22 protein-coding genes and 1 tRNA gene are annotated in these 21,395 nt (G+C 69.3%); 1 reads left to right on the top strand and 22 read right to left on the bottom strand.

Features of this window, described 5'->3' with window-relative positions:
• Nucleotides 1-27: 27 nt before the first annotated feature.
• From ABB22_RS00770 to aspS, 20 genes are all read right to left on the bottom strand, one after another.
• Nucleotides 28-579: an ECF-type sigma factor gene (locus tag ABB22_RS00770; protein ID WP_055768006.1), complete on the bottom strand. Its 552-nt coding sequence runs from the start codon at nt 577-579 to the stop codon at nt 28-30.
• A gap of 141 nt (nt 580-720) precedes the next feature.
• Nucleotides 721-796 (bottom strand) — tRNA-Lys (locus ABB22_RS00765).
• Between the two features lie 164 nt (nt 797-960).
• Entirely contained in the window at nt 961-1,626 is a 666-nt protein-coding gene (gene queC / locus ABB22_RS00760) for a 7-cyano-7-deazaguanine synthase QueC (protein ID WP_055768003.1), read from the bottom strand.
• Between the two features lie 75 nt (nt 1,627-1,701).
• Nucleotides 1,702-2,406 carry a 7-carboxy-7-deazaguanine synthase QueE gene (queE, locus tag ABB22_RS00755; RefSeq protein ID WP_055768000.1) on the bottom strand — a complete coding sequence of 235 codons (705 nt, stop codon included), beginning with the start codon at nt 2,404-2,406 and terminating at the stop codon, nt 1,702-1,704.
• 98 nt (nt 2,407-2,504) lie between these two features.
• Nucleotides 2,505-3,305: a tol-pal system protein YbgF gene (ybgF, locus tag ABB22_RS00750; protein ID WP_055767997.1), complete on the bottom strand. Its 801-nt coding sequence runs from the start codon at nt 3,303-3,305 to the stop codon at nt 2,505-2,507.
• A 3-nt stretch (nt 3,306-3,308) separates the two neighbouring features.
• Complete coding sequence (gene pal / locus ABB22_RS00745) at nt 3,309-3,827, bottom strand: peptidoglycan-associated lipoprotein Pal (RefSeq protein ID WP_055767994.1); 519 nt, start codon at nt 3,825-3,827, stop codon at nt 3,309-3,311.
• A 62-nt stretch (nt 3,828-3,889) separates the two neighbouring features.
• On the bottom strand, nt 3,890-5,209 hold the full coding sequence (tolB, locus tag ABB22_RS00740) for a Tol-Pal system beta propeller repeat protein TolB (RefSeq protein WP_055767991.1): 1,320 nt from the start codon (nt 5,207-5,209) through the stop codon (nt 3,890-3,892).
• A gap of 176 nt (nt 5,210-5,385) precedes the next feature.
• Nucleotides 5,386-6,462, bottom strand: coding sequence for a cell envelope integrity protein TolA (gene tolA / locus ABB22_RS00735; RefSeq protein ID WP_055767989.1), 1,077 nt, complete (start codon nt 6,460-6,462; stop codon nt 5,386-5,388).
• Nucleotides 6,452-6,880, bottom strand: a complete 429-nt coding sequence (gene tolR, locus ABB22_RS00730; protein ID WP_055767987.1) for a protein TolR — start codon at nt 6,878-6,880, stop codon at nt 6,452-6,454. Before tolR ends, tolA begins: the two co-directional genes overlap by 11 nt.
• Before the next feature lie 6 nt (nt 6,881-6,886).
• A complete protein-coding gene (tolQ, locus tag ABB22_RS00725) occupies nt 6,887-7,660 on the bottom strand; it encodes a protein TolQ (RefSeq protein WP_055767984.1) in 774 nt (257 codons plus the stop codon).
• 10 nt (nt 7,661-7,670) lie between these two features.
• Nucleotides 7,671-8,102 carry a tol-pal system-associated acyl-CoA thioesterase gene (ybgC, locus tag ABB22_RS00720; RefSeq protein ID WP_055767981.1) on the bottom strand — a complete coding sequence of 144 codons (432 nt, stop codon included), beginning with the start codon at nt 8,100-8,102 and terminating at the stop codon, nt 7,671-7,673.
• Nucleotides 8,092-9,132: a Holliday junction branch migration DNA helicase RuvB gene (gene ruvB / locus ABB22_RS00715; protein ID WP_055767979.1), complete on the bottom strand. Its 1,041-nt coding sequence runs from the start codon at nt 9,130-9,132 to the stop codon at nt 8,092-8,094. The genes ybgC and ruvB overlap by 11 nt, the downstream gene beginning before the upstream one ends.
• Nucleotides 9,133-9,226: 94 nt before the next feature.
• On the bottom strand, nt 9,227-11,143 hold the full coding sequence (locus ABB22_RS00710) for a potassium transporter Kup (RefSeq protein ID WP_055767975.1): 1,917 nt from the start codon (nt 11,141-11,143) through the stop codon (nt 9,227-9,229).
• A 33-nt stretch (nt 11,144-11,176) separates the two neighbouring features.
• The gene (gene ruvA, locus ABB22_RS00705; protein ID WP_055767972.1) at nt 11,177-11,764 is read right to left on the bottom strand and encodes a Holliday junction branch migration protein RuvA; all 588 of its coding nucleotides are present in this window, start codon (nt 11,762-11,764) and stop codon (nt 11,177-11,179) included.
• On the bottom strand, nt 11,761-12,135 hold the full coding sequence (locus ABB22_RS00700; RefSeq protein ID WP_152983976.1) for a hypothetical protein: 375 nt from the start codon (nt 12,133-12,135) through the stop codon (nt 11,761-11,763). The genes ruvA and ABB22_RS00700 overlap by 4 nt, the downstream gene beginning before the upstream one ends.
• 38 nt (nt 12,136-12,173) lie before the next feature.
• Nucleotides 12,174-12,695 carry a crossover junction endodeoxyribonuclease RuvC gene (gene ruvC, locus ABB22_RS00695; protein WP_055767967.1) on the bottom strand — a complete coding sequence of 174 codons (522 nt, stop codon included), beginning with the start codon at nt 12,693-12,695 and terminating at the stop codon, nt 12,174-12,176.
• A 75-nt stretch (nt 12,696-12,770) separates the two neighbouring features.
• A complete protein-coding gene (locus ABB22_RS00690; protein ID WP_055767965.1) occupies nt 12,771-13,502 on the bottom strand; it encodes a YebC/PmpR family DNA-binding transcriptional regulator in 732 nt (243 codons plus the stop codon).
• A 65-nt stretch (nt 13,503-13,567) separates the two neighbouring features.
• Nucleotides 13,568-14,200, bottom strand: a complete 633-nt coding sequence (locus tag ABB22_RS00685; protein WP_055767963.1) for an esterase/lipase family protein — start codon at nt 14,198-14,200, stop codon at nt 13,568-13,570.
• A 163-nt stretch (nt 14,201-14,363) separates the two neighbouring features.
• Nucleotides 14,364-14,870, bottom strand: a complete 507-nt coding sequence (locus ABB22_RS00680; protein WP_055767961.1) for a GNAT family N-acetyltransferase — start codon at nt 14,868-14,870, stop codon at nt 14,364-14,366.
• 94 nt (nt 14,871-14,964) lie between these two features.
• A complete protein-coding gene (gene aspS / locus ABB22_RS00675) occupies nt 14,965-16,722 on the bottom strand; it encodes an aspartate--tRNA ligase (protein WP_055767958.1) in 1,758 nt (585 codons plus the stop codon).
• 158 nt (nt 16,723-16,880) lie between these two features.
• On the opposite strand from aspS, the gene ABB22_RS00670 reads away from it, so the two are divergent.
• Nucleotides 16,881-17,831 carry a DUF3011 domain-containing protein gene (locus ABB22_RS00670; RefSeq protein ID WP_055767955.1) on the top strand — a complete coding sequence of 317 codons (951 nt, stop codon included), beginning with the start codon at nt 16,881-16,883 and terminating at the stop codon, nt 17,829-17,831.
• 33 nt (nt 17,832-17,864) lie between these two features.
• Here the strand turns inward: ABB22_RS00670 and ABB22_RS00665 are convergent, their stop codons facing one another.
• Together ABB22_RS00665 and ABB22_RS00660 are read right to left on the bottom strand one after the other, a co-directional pair.
• Nucleotides 17,865-18,506, bottom strand: a complete 642-nt coding sequence (locus ABB22_RS00665; protein ID WP_055767952.1) for a hypothetical protein — start codon at nt 18,504-18,506, stop codon at nt 17,865-17,867.
• A gap of 46 nt (nt 18,507-18,552) precedes the next feature.
• Nucleotides 18,553-21,297 carry a protein kinase domain-containing protein gene (locus tag ABB22_RS00660; RefSeq protein ID WP_055767949.1) on the bottom strand — a complete coding sequence of 915 codons (2,745 nt, stop codon included), beginning with the start codon at nt 21,295-21,297 and terminating at the stop codon, nt 18,553-18,555.
• Between the last annotated feature and the right edge of the window lie 98 nt (nt 21,298-21,395).

The following is a 21,395-nucleotide window of genomic DNA, read 5'->3' as shown; positions in this document are numbered from 1 at the left end:
CGCCTTCCCCGTCTTCCGCGTTCGCCATCAGGCCAGCTGTCGGTTGAGCCAGGCCCTGGCGAAACGCAGGTCGCGGTCCACGGTGGGAGCCGACACCCCCATCACCATGGCGATCTCGTCGCGGCTCATGCCGCCGAAATAGGTCAGCTCGACCATGCTCGCCGCCCGCGGCTCCAGTTCGGCCAGCTGGTTCAGGGCCTGGTGCAGCGCCATCACGTCATAGGCGCTGCCATCGTCGTCGGGAACGTCGCTGGCGTGGGACAGGGTCAACTGCACCAGGTTTCCACCGCGCTTGTCCGCTGCGCGGGCGCGCAGGTGGTCGACCAGTACCGAACGCATCTTCAGCGCCGCCACCGCGATGAAATGGGCGCGATCCTTGTAATCCACTTCCGAGCCCAGCAGGCGCAGCAGCGATTCGTTGACCAGCGCCGCCGGCTGCAGGGTGCCGCCGGTATCGTTGAACAGCCGGTTGCGGGCGACCAGCATCAGGTCCGAATACAAGGCTTCGAACAACTGTTCCCGCGCCTGCGCGTCGCCTCCCTGCCAGCGATGCAGGAGTTGCGTGATCTGGGTACCCAAGTGTCCCCCATCCTGCCGGAAACCGAACCGTCCCCATGGTAGGACCGGCTCCGTCCACTGCCAACCTGCAACAGTTCACAGAAACCGCGTGCAGTGCACAAAAAAGAAAGGCCCCGGACATGCGGGACCTCTTCTCGATCATGGTGGGCCGTGAAGGATTCGAACCTTCGACCAAAAGATTAAAAGTCTTCTGCTCTACCGACTGAGCTAACGGCCCAAACAAAGACCCGGCATGGCGCCGGGGTGCGCATTCTAGCGCAAGATGTCCGAAACCGGAATTCGGAACCGACCCGCCGTGCAGTCCGGGTTTGGGAAGGAACGGCATGCGCCCGGGCGCGCGGCAACCGGTTTCCGGAGCGTCCGCCGCATGAGCGGCGAAGCTCAGGCGTAGCAGGTCGGATCGGGCAGGCCGGCGGCGGCGAAGCCGTCCGCGCGCAGGCGGCAGGCATCGCAGTGGCCGCAGGCGCGTCCCTGCTCGTCGGCGCGGTAGCAGGACACGGTCAATCCGAAATCCACCCCAAGCCGCACGCCTTCGCTGGCGATCTGCGCCTTGCTCAGGTACTGCAGCGGCGCATGGACGCGGATGCCCGCGCCTTCCACGCCGGCCTTGGTCGCCAGGTTGGCCAGCGCCTGGAAGGCGGCGACGAACTCGGGGCGGCAATCCGGGTAGCCGGAGTAATCGACCGCGTTGACGCCACAGAAGATGTCGTTGGCGCCCAGCACTTCGGCCCAGCCCAGCGCGAGCGAGAGCATGATGGTGTTGCGCGCCGGCACGTAGGTGGCGGGGATGCCCTCGCCGCCGGCGTCGGGCACGTCGATGTCGGCGGTCAATGCCGAACCGCCGATGCTGCGCAGGTCCACGTCCACGACCTTGTGCTCGGCCACGCCCAGCGCCAGCGCCACGCGTGCGGCCGCGTCGAGTTCGGAGGTATGGCGCTGGCCGTAGCGCACGCTCAACGCATGCACGGTGTAGCCCTGTTCCTGGGCCATGGCGACGACGGCGGCCGAATCCATGCCGCCGGAAAGAAGCACGACTGCCTTCTTCATGGAGTGATATTCCGGTTGGGGAGGGAACGCCAGCACGCTGTCCCGCGCCGGTACAAAGTCGAAACGACGGCCCGGCTACCTGCCCGGCTCGTCGTTCCAGAGGATCTTGTGCAGCTGCATCTGGAAGCGCACCGGCAGGCGGTCGGCGACGATCCAGTCGGCCAGTTCGCGCGCATCCAGCCGGTCCTTGCACGGCGAGAACAGCATCATGCAGCGCTCATGCAGGCGCTGCGCGGCGACCATGTCCCGCGCCCATTCGTAATCGGCACGGTCGCAGAGCACGAACTTGAGCTGGTCGCGCGCGTTCAGCAGCGGCAGGTTCTCCAGCCGGTTGCGCGCCATCTCGCCCGAGCCGGGGGTCTTCAGGTCGACCACGCGCGACACGCGCGGATCGACGCCGCCGACGTCCAGCGCGCCGGAGGTCTCCAGCGAGACATCCAGCCCCGCGTCGCACAGCGCGCGCAGCAGCACCAGGCAGCGCTTCTGCGCCAATGGCTCGCCACCGGTCACGCAGACATGGCGCACGCCATGGCCCAGCACCTCGGCGACGATGTCGTCGATATCGCGCCACTGCCCGCCATGGAAGGCGTACTCGGTGTCGCAGTAAACGCAGCGCAGCGGGCAGCCGGTCAGGCGCACGAACACCGTCGGCCAACCGGCGGTGTCCGCCTCGCCCTGCAGGGAAAGGAAGATCTCGGTGATCTTCAGCCGCGGCAACGGCGACTGCACGATCTCGCTGGGCGTGGCGGCGGCGCTGGAAGGGGAAACGACGGCGGTCATGTCGGGCACTTCTGGATGGAACGGGCGGCGGCTTCACTCACGCCGTAAACGAACGCAGCCGGGCAAGGCCCGGCTGCGCGGATGCGCATCCGCCGGACTCAGCGGATCTGCTGGCCGAGCCGGATCGACTGCAGGCGGTCCTGCGCGGTACGCGCGGCATCGCTGCCCGGGAACCGCGTGGCGACCTGCTCGAGCGTCTGCTCGGCCTTGGCCGCATCGCCCTGGCCGAACTGGGACAGGCCCAGCTTCAACAGGCCGCCGGCGGCCTTGTCGTGGGTCGGATAGCGCGCGACCAGGTCGCGGAACTGCGCCTCGGCCAGCTGGAAATTGCGGGTGGCGTAATAGCTCTCGCCCAGCCAGTACAGCGCGTTGGGGGTATAGACGCCGTTGGGATACTGCTCCAGGAAACCCTGGAAAAGACGCGCCGACTCGTCGTATCTGCCGGCCTTGAGCGCGTCGAAGGCCACGTTGTAGGCGCTCCGCTCGTCGCCCGCCGCGGCGACCGCGCCGGCATCGCCGCGCACGGTCGGGGTCTTCTCGGCCGCTGCCGCCGGCTTGGCGGTGGCGGGTGGCGCCGGCAGGGCGGGCGTACCCGTCTGCTCCACGCCGCCTTCGATGCGGTTCAGCCGCCCGTCCAGGTCCAGGTACTGGTCCCGGTTGCGCTGCTTGAGCTGTTCGTTCTCATGCTGGAGCTGCTCGATCGTGCCCTGCAGCGCCTGCATCTGGCTGCGCAGCTGCTGCAGCTGGTTGAGCATGTCGGTGTTGGCCTGGCTGTTCTGGACCTGCTGTTCCAGTGCGCCGACGCGGTCGGCCAGGCTCTGCCGCTGGGCATGGGCGGGTGCGGCAGCCACCAGGGCTGCCGCAACCACGAGCATCATCGTCTTGATGCCGGTACGCATCGATTACTGCGCGGTGTAGACGATTTCGACGCGACGGTTCTGCGACCAGCAGGACTCGCTCGACTCGGTGCAGACCGGACGCTCTTCGCCGTAGGACACGACGGTCAGCTGCGAAGCCGAGCCACCGTTGGCCTGCAGGGCCGAGTTCACGGCATTGCCACGACGCTCGCCCAGGGCCTGGTTGTAGGCGCGGCTGCCGCGCTCGTCGGTGTGGCCCTGCAGGGTGATGCGCGAGGACGGACGGTCACGCAGGTACTTGGCGTGGCAGGCCATGATGGCCTGGAACTCGGACTTCACTTCTTCCTTGTCGAAGTCGAAGTAGACAACGCGCTGGCGCAGGCAGGCGTCGGTGTCCAGGTCGCCCGGGCCGTACAGGCCGGAGGTCGACGGGCCACTCGGCTGGGTGGTGGCGGGGCCGTTGTCGACCGGTGCAACCGGCTGCTCCTTGACCTTCTTCGAGCAGCCCGCCAGCGCGGCAACCGACAGCAGCGAAACAAGCAGAACGCGAGTGGACTTGTTCATGGGGTACCTGAGGCTCCTGAGCCAATGATTGGGATTAATGCGGGTGGGATATTAACATTTAATCAACGCGCGGTACGGTAGGGACCCCATGCGGGCTCGCGCACATCGCCGTCCGCCAGGACCAGGCGCTGGCGGACCCGCGCGTCGGCCGATACCGCATACAGCACACCACGTCCGCCCTCGCGGGCGGCATACAGGATCATGCCCGCATTGGGGGCGAAGCTGGGCGACTCGTCCAGCGAACCCGGCGACAGCGTGCTCCAGCGCGGCGAACCCAGGCTGCTGTCCATCAACGCGATCTTGTAGCTGTTGCCGCTGCCCTGCGCCATTGCCAGTTTCTTGCCGTCATAGGACACGGACACCTTGGCGTTGTAGTTGCCCTGGAAGGTCACGCGGCTGGCGCTGCCGCCGGACGAAGGCACCTGGTAGATCTGCGGGCGGCCGCCACGGTCGGAGGTGAAGTAGATGGTGTTGCCGTCCGCGCTCCAGGTCGGCTCGGTATCGATGGCGAAGTGGTTGGTCAGCTGGGTCAGCTGCTTGCTGCCCAGGTCCATCACGTAGATCTCGGGGTTGCCGCTGCGCGAGAGGGTCAATGCCAGCCGGCGGCCGTCCGGGGAGAACGCCGGGGCGCTGTTGATGCCGCGGAAGCTGGCGATCAGTTCGCGCGCGCCGGTGGAGATGTTCTGGATGTAGATGGCCGAATTGCCGCGCTCGAAACTGACATAGGCCAGGCGGTTGCCGTCCGGACTCCATGACGGCGACAGCAGCGGCTCGGCCGAGCGCACGATGGTCTGCGGGTTGTAGCCGTCCGAATCGGCCACCATCAGCGCGTAGCGCATGGCGTCGCCGCGGCCGCTGGCGGTGATGTAGGCGATGCGGGTCCAGAACGCGCCGCGCACGCCGGTGATCTTCTCGTAGATGGCGTCGGCCATCTGGTGGGCGACGTCGCGCATCGCATTGGAGCGTGCGGTCATCGCCAGGCCGAGCATGCGCTCGCCCTTGGCCACGTCGAACAGCTCGTATTCGACGCGGTAGGCGCCGGCGCCGGCGTCGAGCACGCGGCCGACGACCAGGTAATCCTGCTTGAGCGCGCGCCAGGTCGGGTACTGCACTTCGCTGCCGCGGGTCGGGCGTTCGACGATCTGCGCCTCCGGCAACGCGCGGAACTGGCCCGAACGGTCCAGGTCCGAACGCACCACCGCCGCGACGTCCGTGGCCGGCGCACCGGCGCTGCCCTGGTAGGGCATGGGCACCACGGTGATCGGCAGGGCCGAGGCGTTGCCGCCAATGATGTCGATTTCCAGCCCCTTCTGCTGCGCCATCGCCACGATGGGCAACAGCAGTGCGGTCAGGGCGGCCAGCCAGCGAAGCGGTTTCTTCATGGAGTGCTCAACGATCGGATGAACAGGGGGACAAGGGATAGCAGCAGGCGGATGAACATTTTCGCAATCGTGAACGAAAATTCCGTGAAATCCAGCCCCGGCACCGTATACGGCGCCGGCAGCCCGGGCGCGAGGCGCCATCAAAGGTGCCGATGGCGGCGTGAAGCCGCCGCGATTCAGCGGTCCTGCGCTTCGAAGGTGAAGTTCAGCGTGCGCTGGAACACCGATTCGAAACCGCGGTACGGCAGGGGCTGGGCGCGGAGCACCGCCGCCTCGACCGAACGCCGGCCGGCATCGTCGTACGGGCAGCCGGCGGCGAACTGCACCTCGACCACCTCGCCACCGGGCAGCTGGCGGATGGTCAGGCGGCAGCGCTGGCCGCGCGGAATGCTGTCCGGCCGCACCCACTGGTTGAGCACCGCCTGCTGGATCGCCGCGGCGTATTTGGCGGTCAGGTCGTTGCTGGTGCCGCCCTGCCCCGGCGATGCCTGCGGCGCGGCGCTGCCCGGCGAGGCGCTGGACGAGGCGGCCTGCGCACGCGCCTGGGCATCGGCCACCTGGCGCTGGCGCTGCTCGGCAAGCTTGACCTCGCGCTCGGCCTGCTCGCGCTTGCGGCGGATCTCGGCGATCTTCTGCTGGCGCTCCTGTTCGGCCTTGGCCTCGTTGGCCTTGCGCTGTTCGTCGGCCAGCTTCTTCTGCCGGTCGGCTTCTTCCTGTTGCTTGGCCAGGCGCAGTTTCTGCTCGGCCTCTTCCACGCGCTTGCGCTCGGTCAGGTCGATCTGTTCCTGGCGGCGCTTGGCCTCCTGCTCCTGCCTGGCCTTCTCTTCGGCGATGGCCAGCGCGCTGACCCGCTCCTGATCGACCGTGTCCGGCTGGGCGATGCGTTCCTGCGCGTTGTGCTGCTGCGGCGTGGGCGCGTCCTGCGGCCGCGGCTCGGGGATCGGCTGCGGCGGCGGGACCGTGTCTTCCGGTACCGGCTCGGGCTGCACGTCCTGTACCGGCTCGGGCAGCGGCGGCAGTTTCTCCGAGGCGCGCAGCGCGCTGCGCGCGGCCGCGGCTTCAGCCGCAGACAGCTCCAGGCTGGCCTCCACCGCCGGGTCGCCGGCGGCGGCTTCGGTGCTGCGCGAAGGCGACCACAGCCAGGCCACGATGAACACCAGCGCGACCAGCACGTGCACCAGCAACGCCAGTACGACGGGCAGGCCCCATTCGTTGCCGGGGTCGCGCGGCGGAGGCAGAGCGTCAGCGTGCATCGGTCGCCAGACCCACCTTTTCGATCTTCGCCGCCTTGATCACGTCCATCGCGGACACGACCTTTTCATAGGTCACGCTGCGGTCGGCGGCGACGATCACCCGCAGGTTCTTGTCCTGCGAGGCCATCGCGCCCAGCTGCGCCTGCAGCGCGGCCGGCTCCATGCGCTCGGGGGTCTTGGCGTCGGGCAGCTTCAGGCTCAGCTGCCCGTCGGCCAGCACCGAGACGATGACCGGGTCCTGTTTGCTCTCCAGCGCCTTGGCGTTGGAGGTCGGCAGGTCGACCTCGAAGCTGAGCGTGAGCAGCGGCGCGGTCACCATGAAGATGATCAACAGCACCAGCATCACGTCGATGTACGGCACGACGTTGATCTCGGACTTGAGCTTGCGGCGCTTGCGCCGGGAAATGCCGGAGATCATGGCCGCTTACTCTTCGCCGGACTGGCGCTGCAGGATCGAGCTGAACTCCTCGGCGAAGGTCTCGTAGCGCACCGACAGCCGTTCCACGCGGGTGGTGAAGCGGTTGTAGGCCCACGTCGCCGGGATCGCCACGAACAGGCCGATGGCGGTGGCGAACAGCGCCTCGGAGATGCCGGGCGCGACCGAGGCGATGCCGGCCTGCTCGCCGCTGCTAATCATGTCGTGCATGGTCACCATGATGCCGAACACGGTGCCGACCAGGCCCACGTACGGGGCGTTGGAGCCGATGTTGGCCAGCAGTTCCAGGTTGCGCTCCAGCCCGTCGACCTCGCGGGCGAAGGTGGTGCGCATGGCGCGCTGGGTGCCTTCCAGCTGGGTGCGGCTGTCCAGCCCGCGGCGGCCGTTCAGGCGGCTGTACTCGCGGAAGCCGGACTCGAAGATCGCCTCCAGGCCATCGACCGAGCGGTTGCGGTCGGCGGCCGAGGCATACAGCTTGCCGAGGTCGGCGCCGGACCAGAAGCGGTTCTCGAAGTCGTCGGCGGCGCGGTCGGCGGCCTTGAACACGCGCGCCTTGCGGAAAATGATCACCCAGCTGATGAACGAGCCGGCCAGCAGCAGCAGCACGATCAGCTTGACCGGGATGCTGGCCTTGAGCATCAGGTCCAGGTAGTTGATGCCGCCATGGCTGGCGCGGGCCACGGTCTGCGCCGCGGCGGCGCTGACATCCGCCGGCAGCGCCTCGGTCACGGTGGCCTGCAGGGCCAGAAGCAAAGCGATCATCCGATGTTCCTCAATCTTGCGCGTGTTGGGTTTCGAACTGTTTGAGCGTGGCGTACAGCGTGTCGTCCATGGCCTGCGGCCGGAAATCGCGGGCCCCGACCGCGGCCAGGCGCACCTGCGCGGTCACCAGCGGCAGGCCGTCGCGCAGCACCGCCTGGCCGATCACCAGGCTGGCGCGGCGGCAATGCAGCAGTTCCACCGTGGTCTGCAACGCATCGTCCAGCCTGGCCGGCTTGAGGAAATCCAGCGTCATCGCGCGGACCACGAACACCTGTCCTTCGCCACTGCGCATGGCTTCCTGCCCATAGCCCATCGCCCGCATCCATTCGGTGCGCGCGCGTTCCATGAAGGCCACGTAGCGTGCGTGGTAGACCACGCCGCCAGCGTCGGTATCTTCCCAATAGATGCGTGTCGGCCAACTGAACCGGGCCTCAATCGACATCGGGCTGCTCCACGAACAGGTCGGCCGGCGCGGCCTTGGGCTTCAGGCCCATGTGCCGGTAGGCCTTGTGGGTGGCCATGCGACCGCGTGCGGTGCGCACCAGGAAGCCCTGCTGGATCAGGTAGGGTTCGACCACGTCTTCCAGCGTGCCGCGCTCCTCCGACAGTGCCGCGGCCAGCGATTCGATGCCGACCGGACCGCCGTCGAAATACTCCACCAGGGTGCGCAGCAGGCGCCGGTCCAGCTCGTCGAAGCCTTCCGGATCGACCTTGAGCATCTGCATCGCGGCCTGCGCCACGGCCTGGTCGATGTGGCCGCCGGCCTTGACCTGGGCATAGTCGCGCACGCGCCGCAGCAGGCGGTTGGCGATGCGCGGGGTACCGCGCGAGCGGCGCGCGATCTCGCCGGCGCCCTCGGCGCTGCAATCGATGCCGAGGATGACCGCCGAGCGGCGCACGATGCGGGTCAGCTCCTCGGTCGAATAGAACTCCAGCCGCTGCACGATGCCGAAGCGGTCGCGCAGCGGCGCGGTCAGCAGACCGGCGCGGGTGGTGGCGCCGATCAGGGTGAACGGCGGCAGGTCGAGCTTGATCGAGCGCGCGGCCGGGCCCTCGCCGATCATGATGTCGATCTGGAAGTCTTCCATTGCCGGGTACAGCACTTCCTCGACCACCGGCGACAGGCGATGGATCTCGTCCACGAACAGCACGTCGTACGGCTGCAGGTTGGTCAGCAGCGCGGCCAGGTCGCCGGCCTTCTCGATCACCGGCCCGGAGGTCACCCGCAGGCCCACGCCCAGTTCGTTGGCGATCACGTGGCTCAGCGTGGTCTTGCCCAGCCCGGGCGGGCCGAAGATCAGCACGTGGTCCAGCGCCTCGCTGCGCGACTTCGCCGCCTGGATGTAGATGTCCAGCTGCTCGCGCACCGGCGCCTGGCCGAGATAGTCGGCCAGGCGGCGCGGGCGGATGCTGGCATCGGCAGCGTCGTCTTCGCGGGTGGCGCCGGCGGCGATGATGCGGTTTTCGGTCATGCGCGGATTATGGCGGAGAAGCGGCAACGGCGCGTGGAACGGAGGCGCCCATCGACGCCTTCGCGCCGCACGCGGCGCCCGATGCCCTGCCCCATCAGATCTCCACCTGTGCGCCCAGTTCCACCAGCCGGTTCCCGGGGATGCGGAAGAAGTTGGTGGCCGGGGCGGCGTTGCGGTGCATGAAGGCGAACAGCTTGTCGCGCCAGACCGGCATGCCGCGGTTGGCGCTGGCGACGATGGTCTCGCGGCTGGCGAAGAACGTGGTGTCCATCGGGTCGAAGTAGACGCCGCCATGGTCGCAGGAGCGCATCAGCGCCAGCGGCACGTCGGGCGTCTCCATGAAGCCGAAGCGGACGTAGATGCGGTAGAACTCGTCGCCGACCGGCTCGATCTTCAGCCGCTGCCCCGCCGCCGCGTACGGCACCGGCAGGGTTTCCACGTGCAGGAACACGTTGCGCTCGTGCAGCACCTTGTTGTGCTTGAGGTTGTGCATCAGCGCATGCGGCACCACCGTGGGGTCGGCGGTCAGGAACACCGCGGTGCCCGGCACCCGTACCGGTGGCGCCAGCATCAGCCCCGGCAGGAAGGTGTCGATGCGGATGCCGTCCTTGCGCACCTCATCGCGCAGCAGTTCGCGGCCGCGGCGCCAGGTGCGCATCATCGTGAACAGCACGATGCCCAGCGCCACCGGCACCCAGGCGCCCTGCAGCAGCTTGGCGCCGTTGGCGATGACGAAGCCCAGGTCGATCATGAAGAACACCGCGCACAGCGCGACGATGCCGTGCCGCGCGCGCGGCCACAGCGTGCGCGCCACCAGCGCCAGCAGCAGGGTGTCGATCAGCATCGTCGCCGACACCGAGATACCGTAGGCCACGGCCAGGTTGCTGGAACTGCGGAACGCCAGCACCAGCCCGAACACCATCAGCGCCAGCCCCCAGTTGATGCCGGGGATGTAGATCTGGCCGATGGTGTCGTGCGAGGTATGCAGGATGCGCATGCGCGGGATGTAACCCAGCTGCATGGCCTGGCGCGAGACCGAGAACGCGCCGGTGATCACCGACTGGCTGGCGATCACCGCCGCCATGGTCGCCAGGATGATCATCGGGTACAGCGCCCAGCCCGGCACCGCCTCGAAGAACGGGTTGGCCACCGCGTCCGGCCGCTGCAGCACCAGCGCGCCCTGCCCCAGGTAGTTCAGCACCAGGCACGGCAGCACGAAGAAGTACCAGGCGTGGCGGATCGGCGGCGCGCCGAAATGGCCCATGTCCGCGTACAGCGCCTCGCCGCCGGTCACCGCCAGCACCACCGCACCGAAGATGAAGATGCCGTGCCAGCCGTGCTCCATGAAGAAGCGCACCGCCCACCACGGGTTGAAGGCCTTGAGCACCTCCGGCGCGGCGATCATGTTCCAGATGCCGATCGCCGCCAGCGACAGGAACCAGACCAGCATCACCGGCCCGAACACCTTGCCCACCTTCTCGGTGCCGAAGCGCTGCGCGGCGAACAGGATGGCCAGCACCACCAGGGTGATCGGCACCACGAACCGGCCCAGGCCGGGCGCGGCCACCTCCAGGCCCTCGACCGCGCCCATCACGGTGATGGCCGGGGTGATCACGCCGTCGCCGAAGAACAACGAGGCGCCGAAGATGCCGAGGATGCCGACCACGTAGGCCGAGCGCGAGCCGTTGCGCAGGGTGCGCTGGGCCAGCGCCATCAGCGCCATGATGCCGCCCTCGCCGTCGTTGTCTGCGCGCATGATGATGGTCACGTACTTGAGCGTGACCACCATGTTCAGCGCCCAGAACGCCAGCGACAGCACGCCGAGCACCGTGTCGTGGTCGCTGTCCAGGCCGTAGTGCGGCGAGAACGCCTCCTTGAGCGTGTACAGCGGGCTGGTACCGATGTCGCCGAACACGACGCCGATGGCGCCGACGATCAGCGCCAGGCCGCCGGCGGCGCCCGGACTGCCATGGTGGCCGGAGGTTTCAGGCTGGGAAGCAGCGTGGGACATGGTGGTTTCGGTCGCCCGGGATGAAGGGATGCGTCAGCGCAGCGCCGATTGCAGCGCCTTGCGGATCACCGTGGCGACATCGTCGCCCTCGGCCGCCGCATCGCGCGCCATCTTCGCCGCCTCGGCGGGTTTGTAACCCAGTTGCTGCAGGGCCACCGTCGCTTCGGACACCGGATCGGTGGCCAGCGGCCCGGCCATCGGCGAACCGCCGCCGGAGAAATCGGCCGCCTTGTCACGCAGTTCCACGATCATGCGCTCGGCGGTCTTCTTGCCGATGCCGGGAATGCGGGTCAGCGCGGTGATGTCGCCGGTCTGGATCAGCCGGCCGAACTCGTCCACGCTGACCCCGGACAGCACCGCCAGCGCGATCTTCGCGCCGATGCCGGTGACCTTCTGCACGTCGCGGAACAGCCGCCGCTCGCCTTCGCGCAGGAAGCCGTACAGCGACACGCTGTCCTCCTTCTGCGCGTAATGGGTGAACAGCACCACCTCGCGGCCGATGTCGGGCAGGTCGTAGAAGGTGCTCATCGGCGCCTCCAGTTCGTAGCCGACGCCGCCCACGTCGATCACCAGCCACGGGGGAGCCTTGTGGGCGAGGATGCCGCGCAGACGACCGATCATGGATTTCCCTGGAAAGATGGAATGACGAAGACCGCCGCCAGGTACAGCGCGCCGGTCAGGCTGAGCAGCAGCATGGCGAAGAACAGCAGGAACAGCCAGTAATCCACGGGCTGGCGGTCGCGCGCGTCTGCCTGCGGGTGCGTGAAGCGCAGCCCCAGCGGGGAAACGATCACCCCGCTGCGCAGGCATGCATACAGCACGAAGCACGCCGACAGGCACCAGGCCGCGCCCGCCGCAACCGCCAGGACCTGCGCCAGCCCCTGCGGCAAGCCGGCGATGGCGCAGGCGCCCAGCACCGCGATGCAGGACAGCAGACTGCACAGGGCGCACAGGCCCGCCATCCCCTGCATCCGCCGGTCGCGGGCGGGCATGCCGGTTCCGGCGTCCGGCACGGGCGGGCACAGCCCGTTCACTTGCGGCTCCAGGCCACGCGCGCGCCCACGCCCAGCCGATTGGCCGTGGCGCGCACGTGCGCATGGGTGATGGCCACGGCCAGCGCGTCGGCGGCGTCGGCCTGCAGCTTGCCCTGCAGGCCGAGCATCAGCCCGACCATGTGCTGCACCTGCTGCTTTTCCGCGCTGCCGCGGCCGACCACCGCCAGCTTGATCTCGGTGGCGGCGTACTCGCTGACCGGCAGATCGCGCAGCACCACCGCGCACAGCGCCGCGCCGCGCGCCTGGCCGAGCTTGAGCGCCGAGTCGGCGTTCTTGGCCATGAACACCTTTTCTATGGCCACTTCCTGCGGCTGGTACTCGTCGATCAACGCATGCACGCCGTGCACCAGACGCTTCAGGCGCTGGGCGAAATCCGCCGCGCCCAGCAGCACCAGCGGCTGGTGGTGGACATGGCGGGCACGCCCGCCGGCATCGATCTCGATGATGCCGATGCCAGTGCGCTGCGAGCCGGGGTCGATGCCGAGGATGCGGGTCATTGCCATGGCGGCCGGAGGGGAACGGCGGCCATGATCGGCGGCCGCCGTCTCACATGACGGGACGCGGGCGCGCCGTCAGGCCTGCTCCAGCCCGGCCTGGTCGACGTTGGAGTACACGTCCTGCACGTCGTCCAGGTCCTCGAGCATGTCCAGCAGCTTCTTCACCTGCAGGGCGGTGTCGCCGGCGACGGCGATGTCGTTGTCGGCGCGGAAGGTGATCTCGGCGTGGCCGGGGGCCAGGCCGGCGCCCTCCATCGCGTCCTTCACCGACTGGAAATTCTCAGGCGCGGTGACCACGTCGAGCGAGCCGTCGTCCGGATACACCACGATGTCGTCGGCGCCGGCCTCGATGGCGGCTTCGGTGATCTTCTCCTCATCCGCGCCCGGCGCGTAGGCCAGCACGCCCAGGCGCTTGAACATGAAGGCCACCGAGCCTTCGGTGCCCATGTTGCCGCCGCACTTGGAAAAAGCGTGGCGCACGTCGGCCACGGTACGCACGCGGTTGTCGGTCAGGCAGTCGACGATGACCGCCACGCCGCCCGGCGCATAGCCTTCATAGCGGATTTCCTCGTACTCGACGCCTTCCAGCTCGCCGGTGGCCTTCTTGATGGCGCGCTCGATCACGTCCTTGGACATGTTGGCGGCCAGGCCCTTGTCCATGGCCACGCGCAGGCGCGGGTTGTTGTTGGGGTCGCCTCCACCGCCGCGGGCGGCCACGCCGATCTCGCGGATGATCTTGGTGAAAATCTTGCCGCGCTTCGCGTCGGACGCGTTCTTGCGGGCTTCGATGGAAGGACCTCTACCCATGGGGATTACCGTACATCTGTCGGGAACAGGGGGCGGATTCTACCCGATCCCCGCACGGCGGCCCGTCATGCCGCCCGCTGCGCAGCGCCTGCGCCGAAGCGTCCGTCGCGCAGGAACGCGGCGGTCAGGACCGCCACTTCGGGCGACAGCACCAGCCCGCTGTGGCTGACCGGAACGACGCAATGGTCGGCCAGGCCCGGCAGGCGGGTTTCGGCCAAAGCGACGGTGCCGTCGGAGTCGCCATGCAGCGCCCCCATCAGCGCGCCCAGGCCATGCGGCACGCTGCCGGCCACCAGCCCTACCTGCGCCCGCCCATGCCATTCCGGCAGGCCATGCAGCAGCAGGCCGCCGCTGCGCCCCAGCGCCGCCGCCCAGCCGTGCCCGGCCAGGGTGCGCGCGGTTTCGCTGCCGCACAGCGGCGACCCCAGGCAGACCACGCGCGGCACATCGAGCCCGGGTTCCTGCCGCAACGCTTCCAGCGCGACCAGGCCGCCGAGGCTGTGGCCGACCAGCGAGATCCTGCCCTGCCCGCGCAACCGCTCGATCAGCGACGGCACCGCCACGTCCGGGCCGCCGAACACGCTGGGATAGCCGAAGGCGCCGACCTGGAAACCGCGCGCGCGCAGGCGCCACGCCAGCGGCCCCACCCAGGCCCGTGCGTTCCAGATGCCGTGCAGCAGCAGTACGCGGTGCGTCATGCCTCCCATCCTGTCCTGCGCCGGCGGCGGCGCTTCGGGTCACGGCGGGATTGAAGCCGAACGTTCCGCAACGCCGGGTGAAGCGACACAGGCCGGGACATCCCCGGCCGACGGCGCCCGGCAAGGCTCTTGCGGATGCTGTCCGCCGGCATCGCGGGGAAGGTCAGGGCAGGCGGCGCAGGATGAACTCGCGGTCGCGCGTCCGCCCAACCGGGAATTCGTACTCGCCGACCTTGCCGAAGCCGTGCCGGCCGTAGAAGCGCTGCGCGCCGAGGTTTTCCGACCAGACGCCGATCCACAGCGTGCGCGGCCCGCCTTCCAGCAGCCATCGCTCGGCCTGCGCGAACAGCCTGCCACCCCAGCCACCGCTCTGGTGGTCGCGCAGCACATAGAGCCGTTTCAGCTCGCCGTCTCCGGGCCGCGCCTCGGCATGCGGCAGGCCACAGGGACCGGCGAAAGCGAAACCGACCGCCTCGCCGTCGATTTCCAGCAGCCAGGCGGCGTAGTCGCCCGACTCCAGCTGACCACGCTGCAGTTCCACCGGGTAGGCCCCCGCCAGGTAATCGGCCAGGTCCTGCGGTGGATACAGATGACCGAACGTTTCCACGAAGGTGCGTTCGGCCAGCGTGCACAGCGTGGCGGCGTCGGCAGGAGTGGCGCGACGGATCATGCGACCCGGAACCGATAGAGAGAAACGAGGCACGAGGAACGAGCGGGAAGCCGAAGCTGCCGCGCTCTTTCCCTCACCCGCTTCTCGTCCCGGATCACTCGCTCCTGGCCTTTTGCCGCACCTGCACGTGCACTTCGGCCAGCTGCGCGTCGGCGATCGGCGACGGCGCGTCGGTCATCAGGCACTGCGCGCCGGTGGTCTTCGGGAACGGGATGACGTCGCGGATCGACTCGGTGCCGGCCATCAGCGCGGCGATGCGGTCGATGCCGAACGCGATGCCACCATGCGGCGGCGCCCCGTAGTTCAGAGCATCCAGCAGGAAGCCGAACTTGGCACGGGCTTCCTCGGCACCGATGCCGAGCAGCTCGAACACCGCGCTCTGCATTTCCGGACGGTGGATACGGATCGAACCACCGCCGATCTCGTTGCCGTTGAGCACCATGTCGTAACCACGCGACACCGCCGTCTTCGCGTTGGCGCGCAGGTCGGCCACGTCGTCCACCGCCGGTGCGGTGAAGGGGTGATGCAGGGCGACGTAACGCTGCTCTTCCTCGTCCCATTCGAACATCGGGAAGTCGGTGACCCACAGCGGACGCCAGCCGGCGGCGACCAGGCCGAAGTCCTTGCCGGCCTTCAGGCGCAGCGCGCCCATGAAATCGGAGACCTTGTTGTAGCCGCCGGCGCCGAAGAACACGATGTCGCCGTTGCCGGCACCGACGTGGGCGACCAGCGCGGCGAAGGATTGCTCGCTGAAGAACTTCTGGATCGGCGAGCTGACTTCGCCGTTGTCGGCGATCTTGATGTAGGCCAGGCCCTTGGCGCCATACTTGGCGGCATGCGCGGCGTACTCGTCGATCTGCTTGCGCGACAGGGTGGCGCCACCGGGGATGCGCAGCGCGGCGACGCGGCCGTCGGCGTCATTGGCCGGGCCGGTGAACACCGCGAACTCGCTGTCCTTGACCAGTTCGGCCACGTCGACCAGTTCCAGCGCGATGCGCAGGTCCGGCTTGTCCGAACCATAGCGGCGCATCGCCTCGGCCCAGGTCATGCGCGGGAACGGCGCATCGAGTTCGACGTCGACCACTTCCTTGAAGATCGAGCGGATCATGTCCTCGACAAAATCCTGCACGTCGCGCTCGCGGACGAAGGCGAACTCCATGTCCAGCTGGGTGAATTCCAGCTGACGGTCGGCGCGCAGGGCCTCGTCGCGGAAGCAGCGCGCGATCTGGTAGTAGCGGTCGAAGCCGGCCACCATCAGGATCTGCTTGAACAGCTGCGGGCTCTGCGGCAGGGCATAGAACTCGCCCGGGTGCATGCGCGCCGGCACCAGGAAGTCGCGCGCGCCCTCCGGGGTGGCCTTGGTCAGGATCGGGGTCTCGATGTCCTGGAAGCCGCGCGCGTCCAGGTGGCGGCGCAGGGCCTGCACCAGCTTGATGCGGGTGCGCTGCATGCGCTGCATTTCCGGGCGGCGCAGGTCCAGGTAGCGGTACTTCAGGCGGGTGTCTTCGCCCGGATTCTCGTGGGCGTGGAACGGCAGCGGCGCGGCCTTGTTGAGCACGGTGATGGCGCTGGCGATCACCTCCACCTTGCCGGTGCGCATCTTGTCGTTGACCGCATGGCGCGCGCGCACCACGCCTTCGACCTGCAGCACGTCCTCGTAGCCCAGCGATGCGGCCACCGCGAATACCTCGGCGTTGTCGATCTCGACCGTCACCTGCACGATGCCTTCGTGATCGCGGAGATCGATGAAACAGACGCCGCCCTGGTTGCGGGCAACGTCGGTCCAGCCGGCGAGGGTCACGGTTTGGCCGATCAGGGTCTCGTCGACCAGGCCGCAGAAGTGGGTACGCATGGGAAGCTCCGCAGGGGAATACCGGCACGGGAGGGCGCCGGCGAGCCGGCTATTTTGCGGCCGGCCGGCGAACGGGGCAAATCCGCGCCGCAGTCACGCCCGCTTAAGCCAGACTCTTCCTATAGTTCGCCCATCCAAACCTGAACAGGGACGCCGCCATGAACCGCCCGCTTCTGCTCGCCGGACTTTCCGCCCTCCTGCCCGGCGCCTTCCTCGCCGCCGACGCCGCCGCGCAGTCGCCCTATGGCAACGGCCCGGGCACGGTCGCCGCGGTGCGCTGTGAGAGCGTCAACAACCGCCAGCAGGTCTGCAATACCGGCTGGCGCGACGCCATCATCGTCCGCCAGCTGTCCAGCACCCGCTGCGTGGAGGGCCAGAACTGGGGCAGCCGCGATGGCACGGTGTGGGTCGGCAACGGCTGCCGCGCCGACTTCGGCCCGGGCCGCGGCGGCTGGAGCAACGGCGGCGGCAACGGCAACAGCGGCACCATCCGCTGCGAGAGCAACGACAACCGCCAGCGCGTGTGCAACACCGGCTGGCGCGGTGCCGTGCTGGTGCGCCAGCTGTCCAATACCCAATGCATCGAAGGCCGCAACTGGGGCAGCAGCAACGGCTCGGTCTGGGTCGACAACGGCTGCCGCGCCGAGTTCGCCGAAGGCCGCGGCGGTTGGGGCGGAGGCAACACCGGCAACGGTCAGACCATCCGCTGCGAGAGCAACGACAACCGCCAGCGCGTGTGCCGCACCGACTGGCGCAGCGCCACCCTGGTCCGCCAGCTGTCCAAATCGCAGTGCGTCGAGGGCCGCAACTGGGGCAGCAGCAATGGCGCGGTGTGGGTCAGCGACGGCTGCCGCGCCGAGTTCGCCGAGGGCCGCGGTGGCGGCTGGGGCGGCGGCAACGGCAACTGGGGCGGCAGCTCCAACTACAGCATCGAATGCAGCAGCGACGACAACCGCATGCGTTCCTGCGCCTGGGAACGCCGCCAGGGCCGGCCGGTGCTGATCCAGCAGCTGTCCAAGACCCAGTGCGTGGAAGGCCGCAACTGGGGCTACAGCGGCAACAGCCTGTGGGTGAACGGCGGCTGCCGCGCGCGCTTCGGCGCACGCTGAAGACGCCTGCCGCAGGAAACGGAAGGGCGCCGGTCAGGCGCCCTTTTCCGTTGCGGCGGCATCGGCGCCCCAGGGCGCCGGCGGCGCCGGGACGGGATGGGCCAGGTCGAACTCGACCTGGAACAGACGGCCGTCCGGACGCGACAGTTCGTACAGGAAGCGCCGGCCAGGCTCCACTTCCATCGCCCAGGTGTTGCGGACCGAGCCGGCCATGCCCTCGCGCTCGAACATCGCCACGGATGCGGCATCCACCGGGAACTGCTGGCGCAGCGCGGTGCCCGCGTCCTGGGTGTCGCCACCATAGAGAGTGACTTGGTCCGGGCTGCCATCGGCATGGCGATGATCGTGCTTCAGCCGCAGGTGTTCGCCGATGCGGGTCAGCACCCAGGTCCGCGAACGGTCCTGTCCGACATGGAACGGCACCCGCAGTTCCTGGTCCGGCGCATCGCACCCGCGCACGTGCATCACCAGCGCCTTGCCCTCGAAGGGGTCGGGCGTGGCGCCCGCGGGTTGGTTGGTCACCACGCGGCCGGCGAAGGCCTGCCCGCAATGCTGCGCCAGGGCCGCCAGGAACGCGGCAGCGCCGGTATCGGCGGCGGAGCGGACCGGTGCCGCCGAGGACGCGACCGGGACGAAGAACAGCGGCAGGAGACCTGCGAGGAAAGAGCGCTTCATGCCCCGACCCTAGCCGCTGCCTCCGGCCGCCACAAGCCGCAGGCGCTCATTGCCGCGCCTGCTCCACGCGATGCAGCAGCGGGCTGTCCGCGACCAGTTGCGCCCGCAGCACCTGCAGCGCCGGCGCGGATTCGCCCGCGCCGCGCTGCCCGGCGGCGACCAGGGCATCGGCCAGGGCAAGCCGCCAACGCGCCGTCCAGGCGGACTGCGCGCCGAACAGGGACGTGCTGGCAGCCACCACATCGCGCCATGCGGCGACCGCCGCCGCGTCGCCTTCGCGCTGCAGCAGGGTGGCCTGCAGCACCTGCTGGCGGAGCGCGACCTCCGGGCTGGCCGCCGCAGCTTCGGCGGCCACCGCCGCCAACGCGGCCCGGGCGTCCTGCCGGCGGTCTTTCAACAGCAGCCATTCCGCCCATCCCTGGCGCAGCCGCAGCCCATTTGCGCTGCCGGCCGGAATCCGCGGCAACCAGGCCGCATGAGCATGGCGTACCAGCGCGTCGCCTTCGACCCGGCCTTGCCGGGCCAGGAACAGGCCCAACTGCAGCTCCAGATCCAGCGCATCCGGATGCCCACCGCCGATAGCGGCGCGGCGCACCGCCAATGCCCGGCGCCAGGCCGCTTCGGCGGCCACCCGGTCGTCGCGGGCTTCGGCCAGCTGCGCCGCCGTTTCCAGCATCATCGAATAATTGAAGCTGTCCTCGCCCATCACCTCGGCGGACAGCTTCAGCGCCGCACGCACATGCTCGTCGGCCCGCAGGTAATCGCCCTTGCGGATCAACGCAGCGGCCAGGCGGCTGGTGCCGCTGATGTAGTACACGCTGCGCTCGCCGAAGATGCGCGGCGCGCGGACCAGGTTGGCCTCGAACGCGGCAATCGCCTCGTCGAACCGCCCCTGGTCGAGCAGCACCAGGCTGCGCTCGCTGTCGCTGGCCCAGTAATCGAAGGACATCTGGCCGAACATCCGCTGGAAGATCGGCGTGGAGCGCTCGAACGCCGCCGCTGCCGCGGCCAGCTCGCCCTTGCGCCGGTACATCATGCCCAGGTTGTCGAAGGTCACGCCGATGAACTGGTCGCGGTGCGCGAGTTCGTGCCGCTGCAGCGCCTGCCTGAAGGCCAGTTCCGCCTCGCCGTAACGCTGCTCGGACAGCAGCGACAGGCCCAGCGAGTTGTAGGCCTGGGCGACGCGGAAGCTGTCCGCCGGCTGCTGCCCGAGCAGGGCCAGCGCGCGCCGGGCCAGCGCTTCGCCTTCGCGGCCGTTGCGGTTGTTGGCGTGGCTGCCGGCCAGCAGGTTGAACTGGCGCGCGGCCTCGTCGATGTTCCGCGCACCGCCGCGGGCCGCCAGCGCTTCGGCGGAGGCGCGCATCATCGGGTTGGCCCGCACCAGGTCGCCCATGTTGCGGTAGGCCAGGCCGATCACGCCCTTGAGCCTCGCCTGCACTTCGGGCGAGGCCTCCAGCTCTGCGTCCACCCGCGCCGCGGCGCGGTCGAGCACTTCGCGCGCGGTGATGTCCTCGCCGGCGCGCGCGCCTTTCTCGCGCGGGTCGGCCGCCTCGAACATCGACACCAGGAAAGCGCTCACCTGTTCGGCAACCTGCGTCTGCCGCTCGGCCTCGGCACGGGCCTCGGCCAGCCGCCAGACGAAGGCGCCCGCCAGCAGCAGCATGCCGATCAGCACGGCGATGCCCTTCCAGTTGCGCCGCAGCCACCGCCCACCGCGGTAGAACCCGCCACCGCCGCGCGCCAGCACCGGCCGGTGTCCCAGGTGGCGGCGGACATCGGCGGCCAGCGCCTCGACCGAGGGATAGCGCTCCTGCGCCGACGCGGCCACCGCCCGCATCGCGATCGCATCCAGGTCGCCGCGCAACGCGCCGCGCCAGGTACAGCCCGCATCCGCCAGATGGCTGGGCGGCAGCGGCGCCTGTCCGGCGGCCGGGCCGCGCGCGGCATCCTGAGCGGAAAGCAGTCCGGCCAGCACGATGCCCAGGCTGTAGACGTCGCTGGCCATGCCCGCCGGCTCGCCCGCGCGCAGCTCGGGCGCCACGTAGCCGGGAGTGAAGAACGGCTGCCGGCCCGGATCGCCGTCGTTCCCGACCAGCCGCGCGATGCCGAAGTCCAGCAGCACCGGCTCGCCGTCGGCGCGGACCAGGATGTTGGCCGGCTTGAGGTCGCAATGCAGCACCAGCCGCGTGTGCGCTGCCTGGACCGCCGCGCATACCTTCAGGAACAGCGCCAGCCGCTGGCGCAGATCCAGGCGGCAACGGCGGCAATGGGCATCCAGCGCCTGGCCGTGGATGTATTCCATCACCAGGTAGGGCTGGCCGCCGGGCGTGGTACCGCCGTCGTAGAGGCGCGCGATGTTGGGGTGCTGCAGGCCGGCGAGGATGCGCCGCTCGGCGGCCAGCCGTTCGGCGATGCGCGGATCGGGCGTGGCATGCAGGACCTTGATCGCCACTTCCTGCGTGTACAGGCCGTCGGCGCGCTCGGCGCGGAACACCACGCCCATGCCACCGCTGGCGAGGCGTTCGCACAGCCGCCACGGCCCCAGCCGTTCGCCTTCGGCGCGTTCGGTCTGCACGCCGGCCTCCAGCAATCCGCGCAGCGGCGACTGCACGCGCGACAGGTCGACGGTCTGCGCCTCCAGCAGTTCCAGCGTTTCGGCGACCACCTCCGGATCAGCACTCAGCCGCGCCAGTTCGGTCCGCCAATGCGAGGGATGCAGGTCGCACACCGCATCGAAGAGTTCGCGTACGCGCTGCCAGTTGTCGCTGTCCATCACCTGCCCCGTATCCATGCACCGCCCCAGGCCGGACGGTGTGCCGGGGCGATGATAGTCACCGTGCGTAACAGGCCGGGCGCGTGCGCTGGGGGCGCCGCTCCAAGCGCTGCCGG

This window comes from Stenotrophomonas nitritireducens (assembly GCF_001431425.1).
Taxonomy (GTDB): domain Bacteria; phylum Pseudomonadota; class Gammaproteobacteria; order Xanthomonadales; family Xanthomonadaceae; genus Stenotrophomonas; species Stenotrophomonas nitritireducens.
The sequence above is the reverse complement of the archived record's forward strand: the minus strand, read 5'-3'. Positions and strand labels throughout refer to the sequence as shown.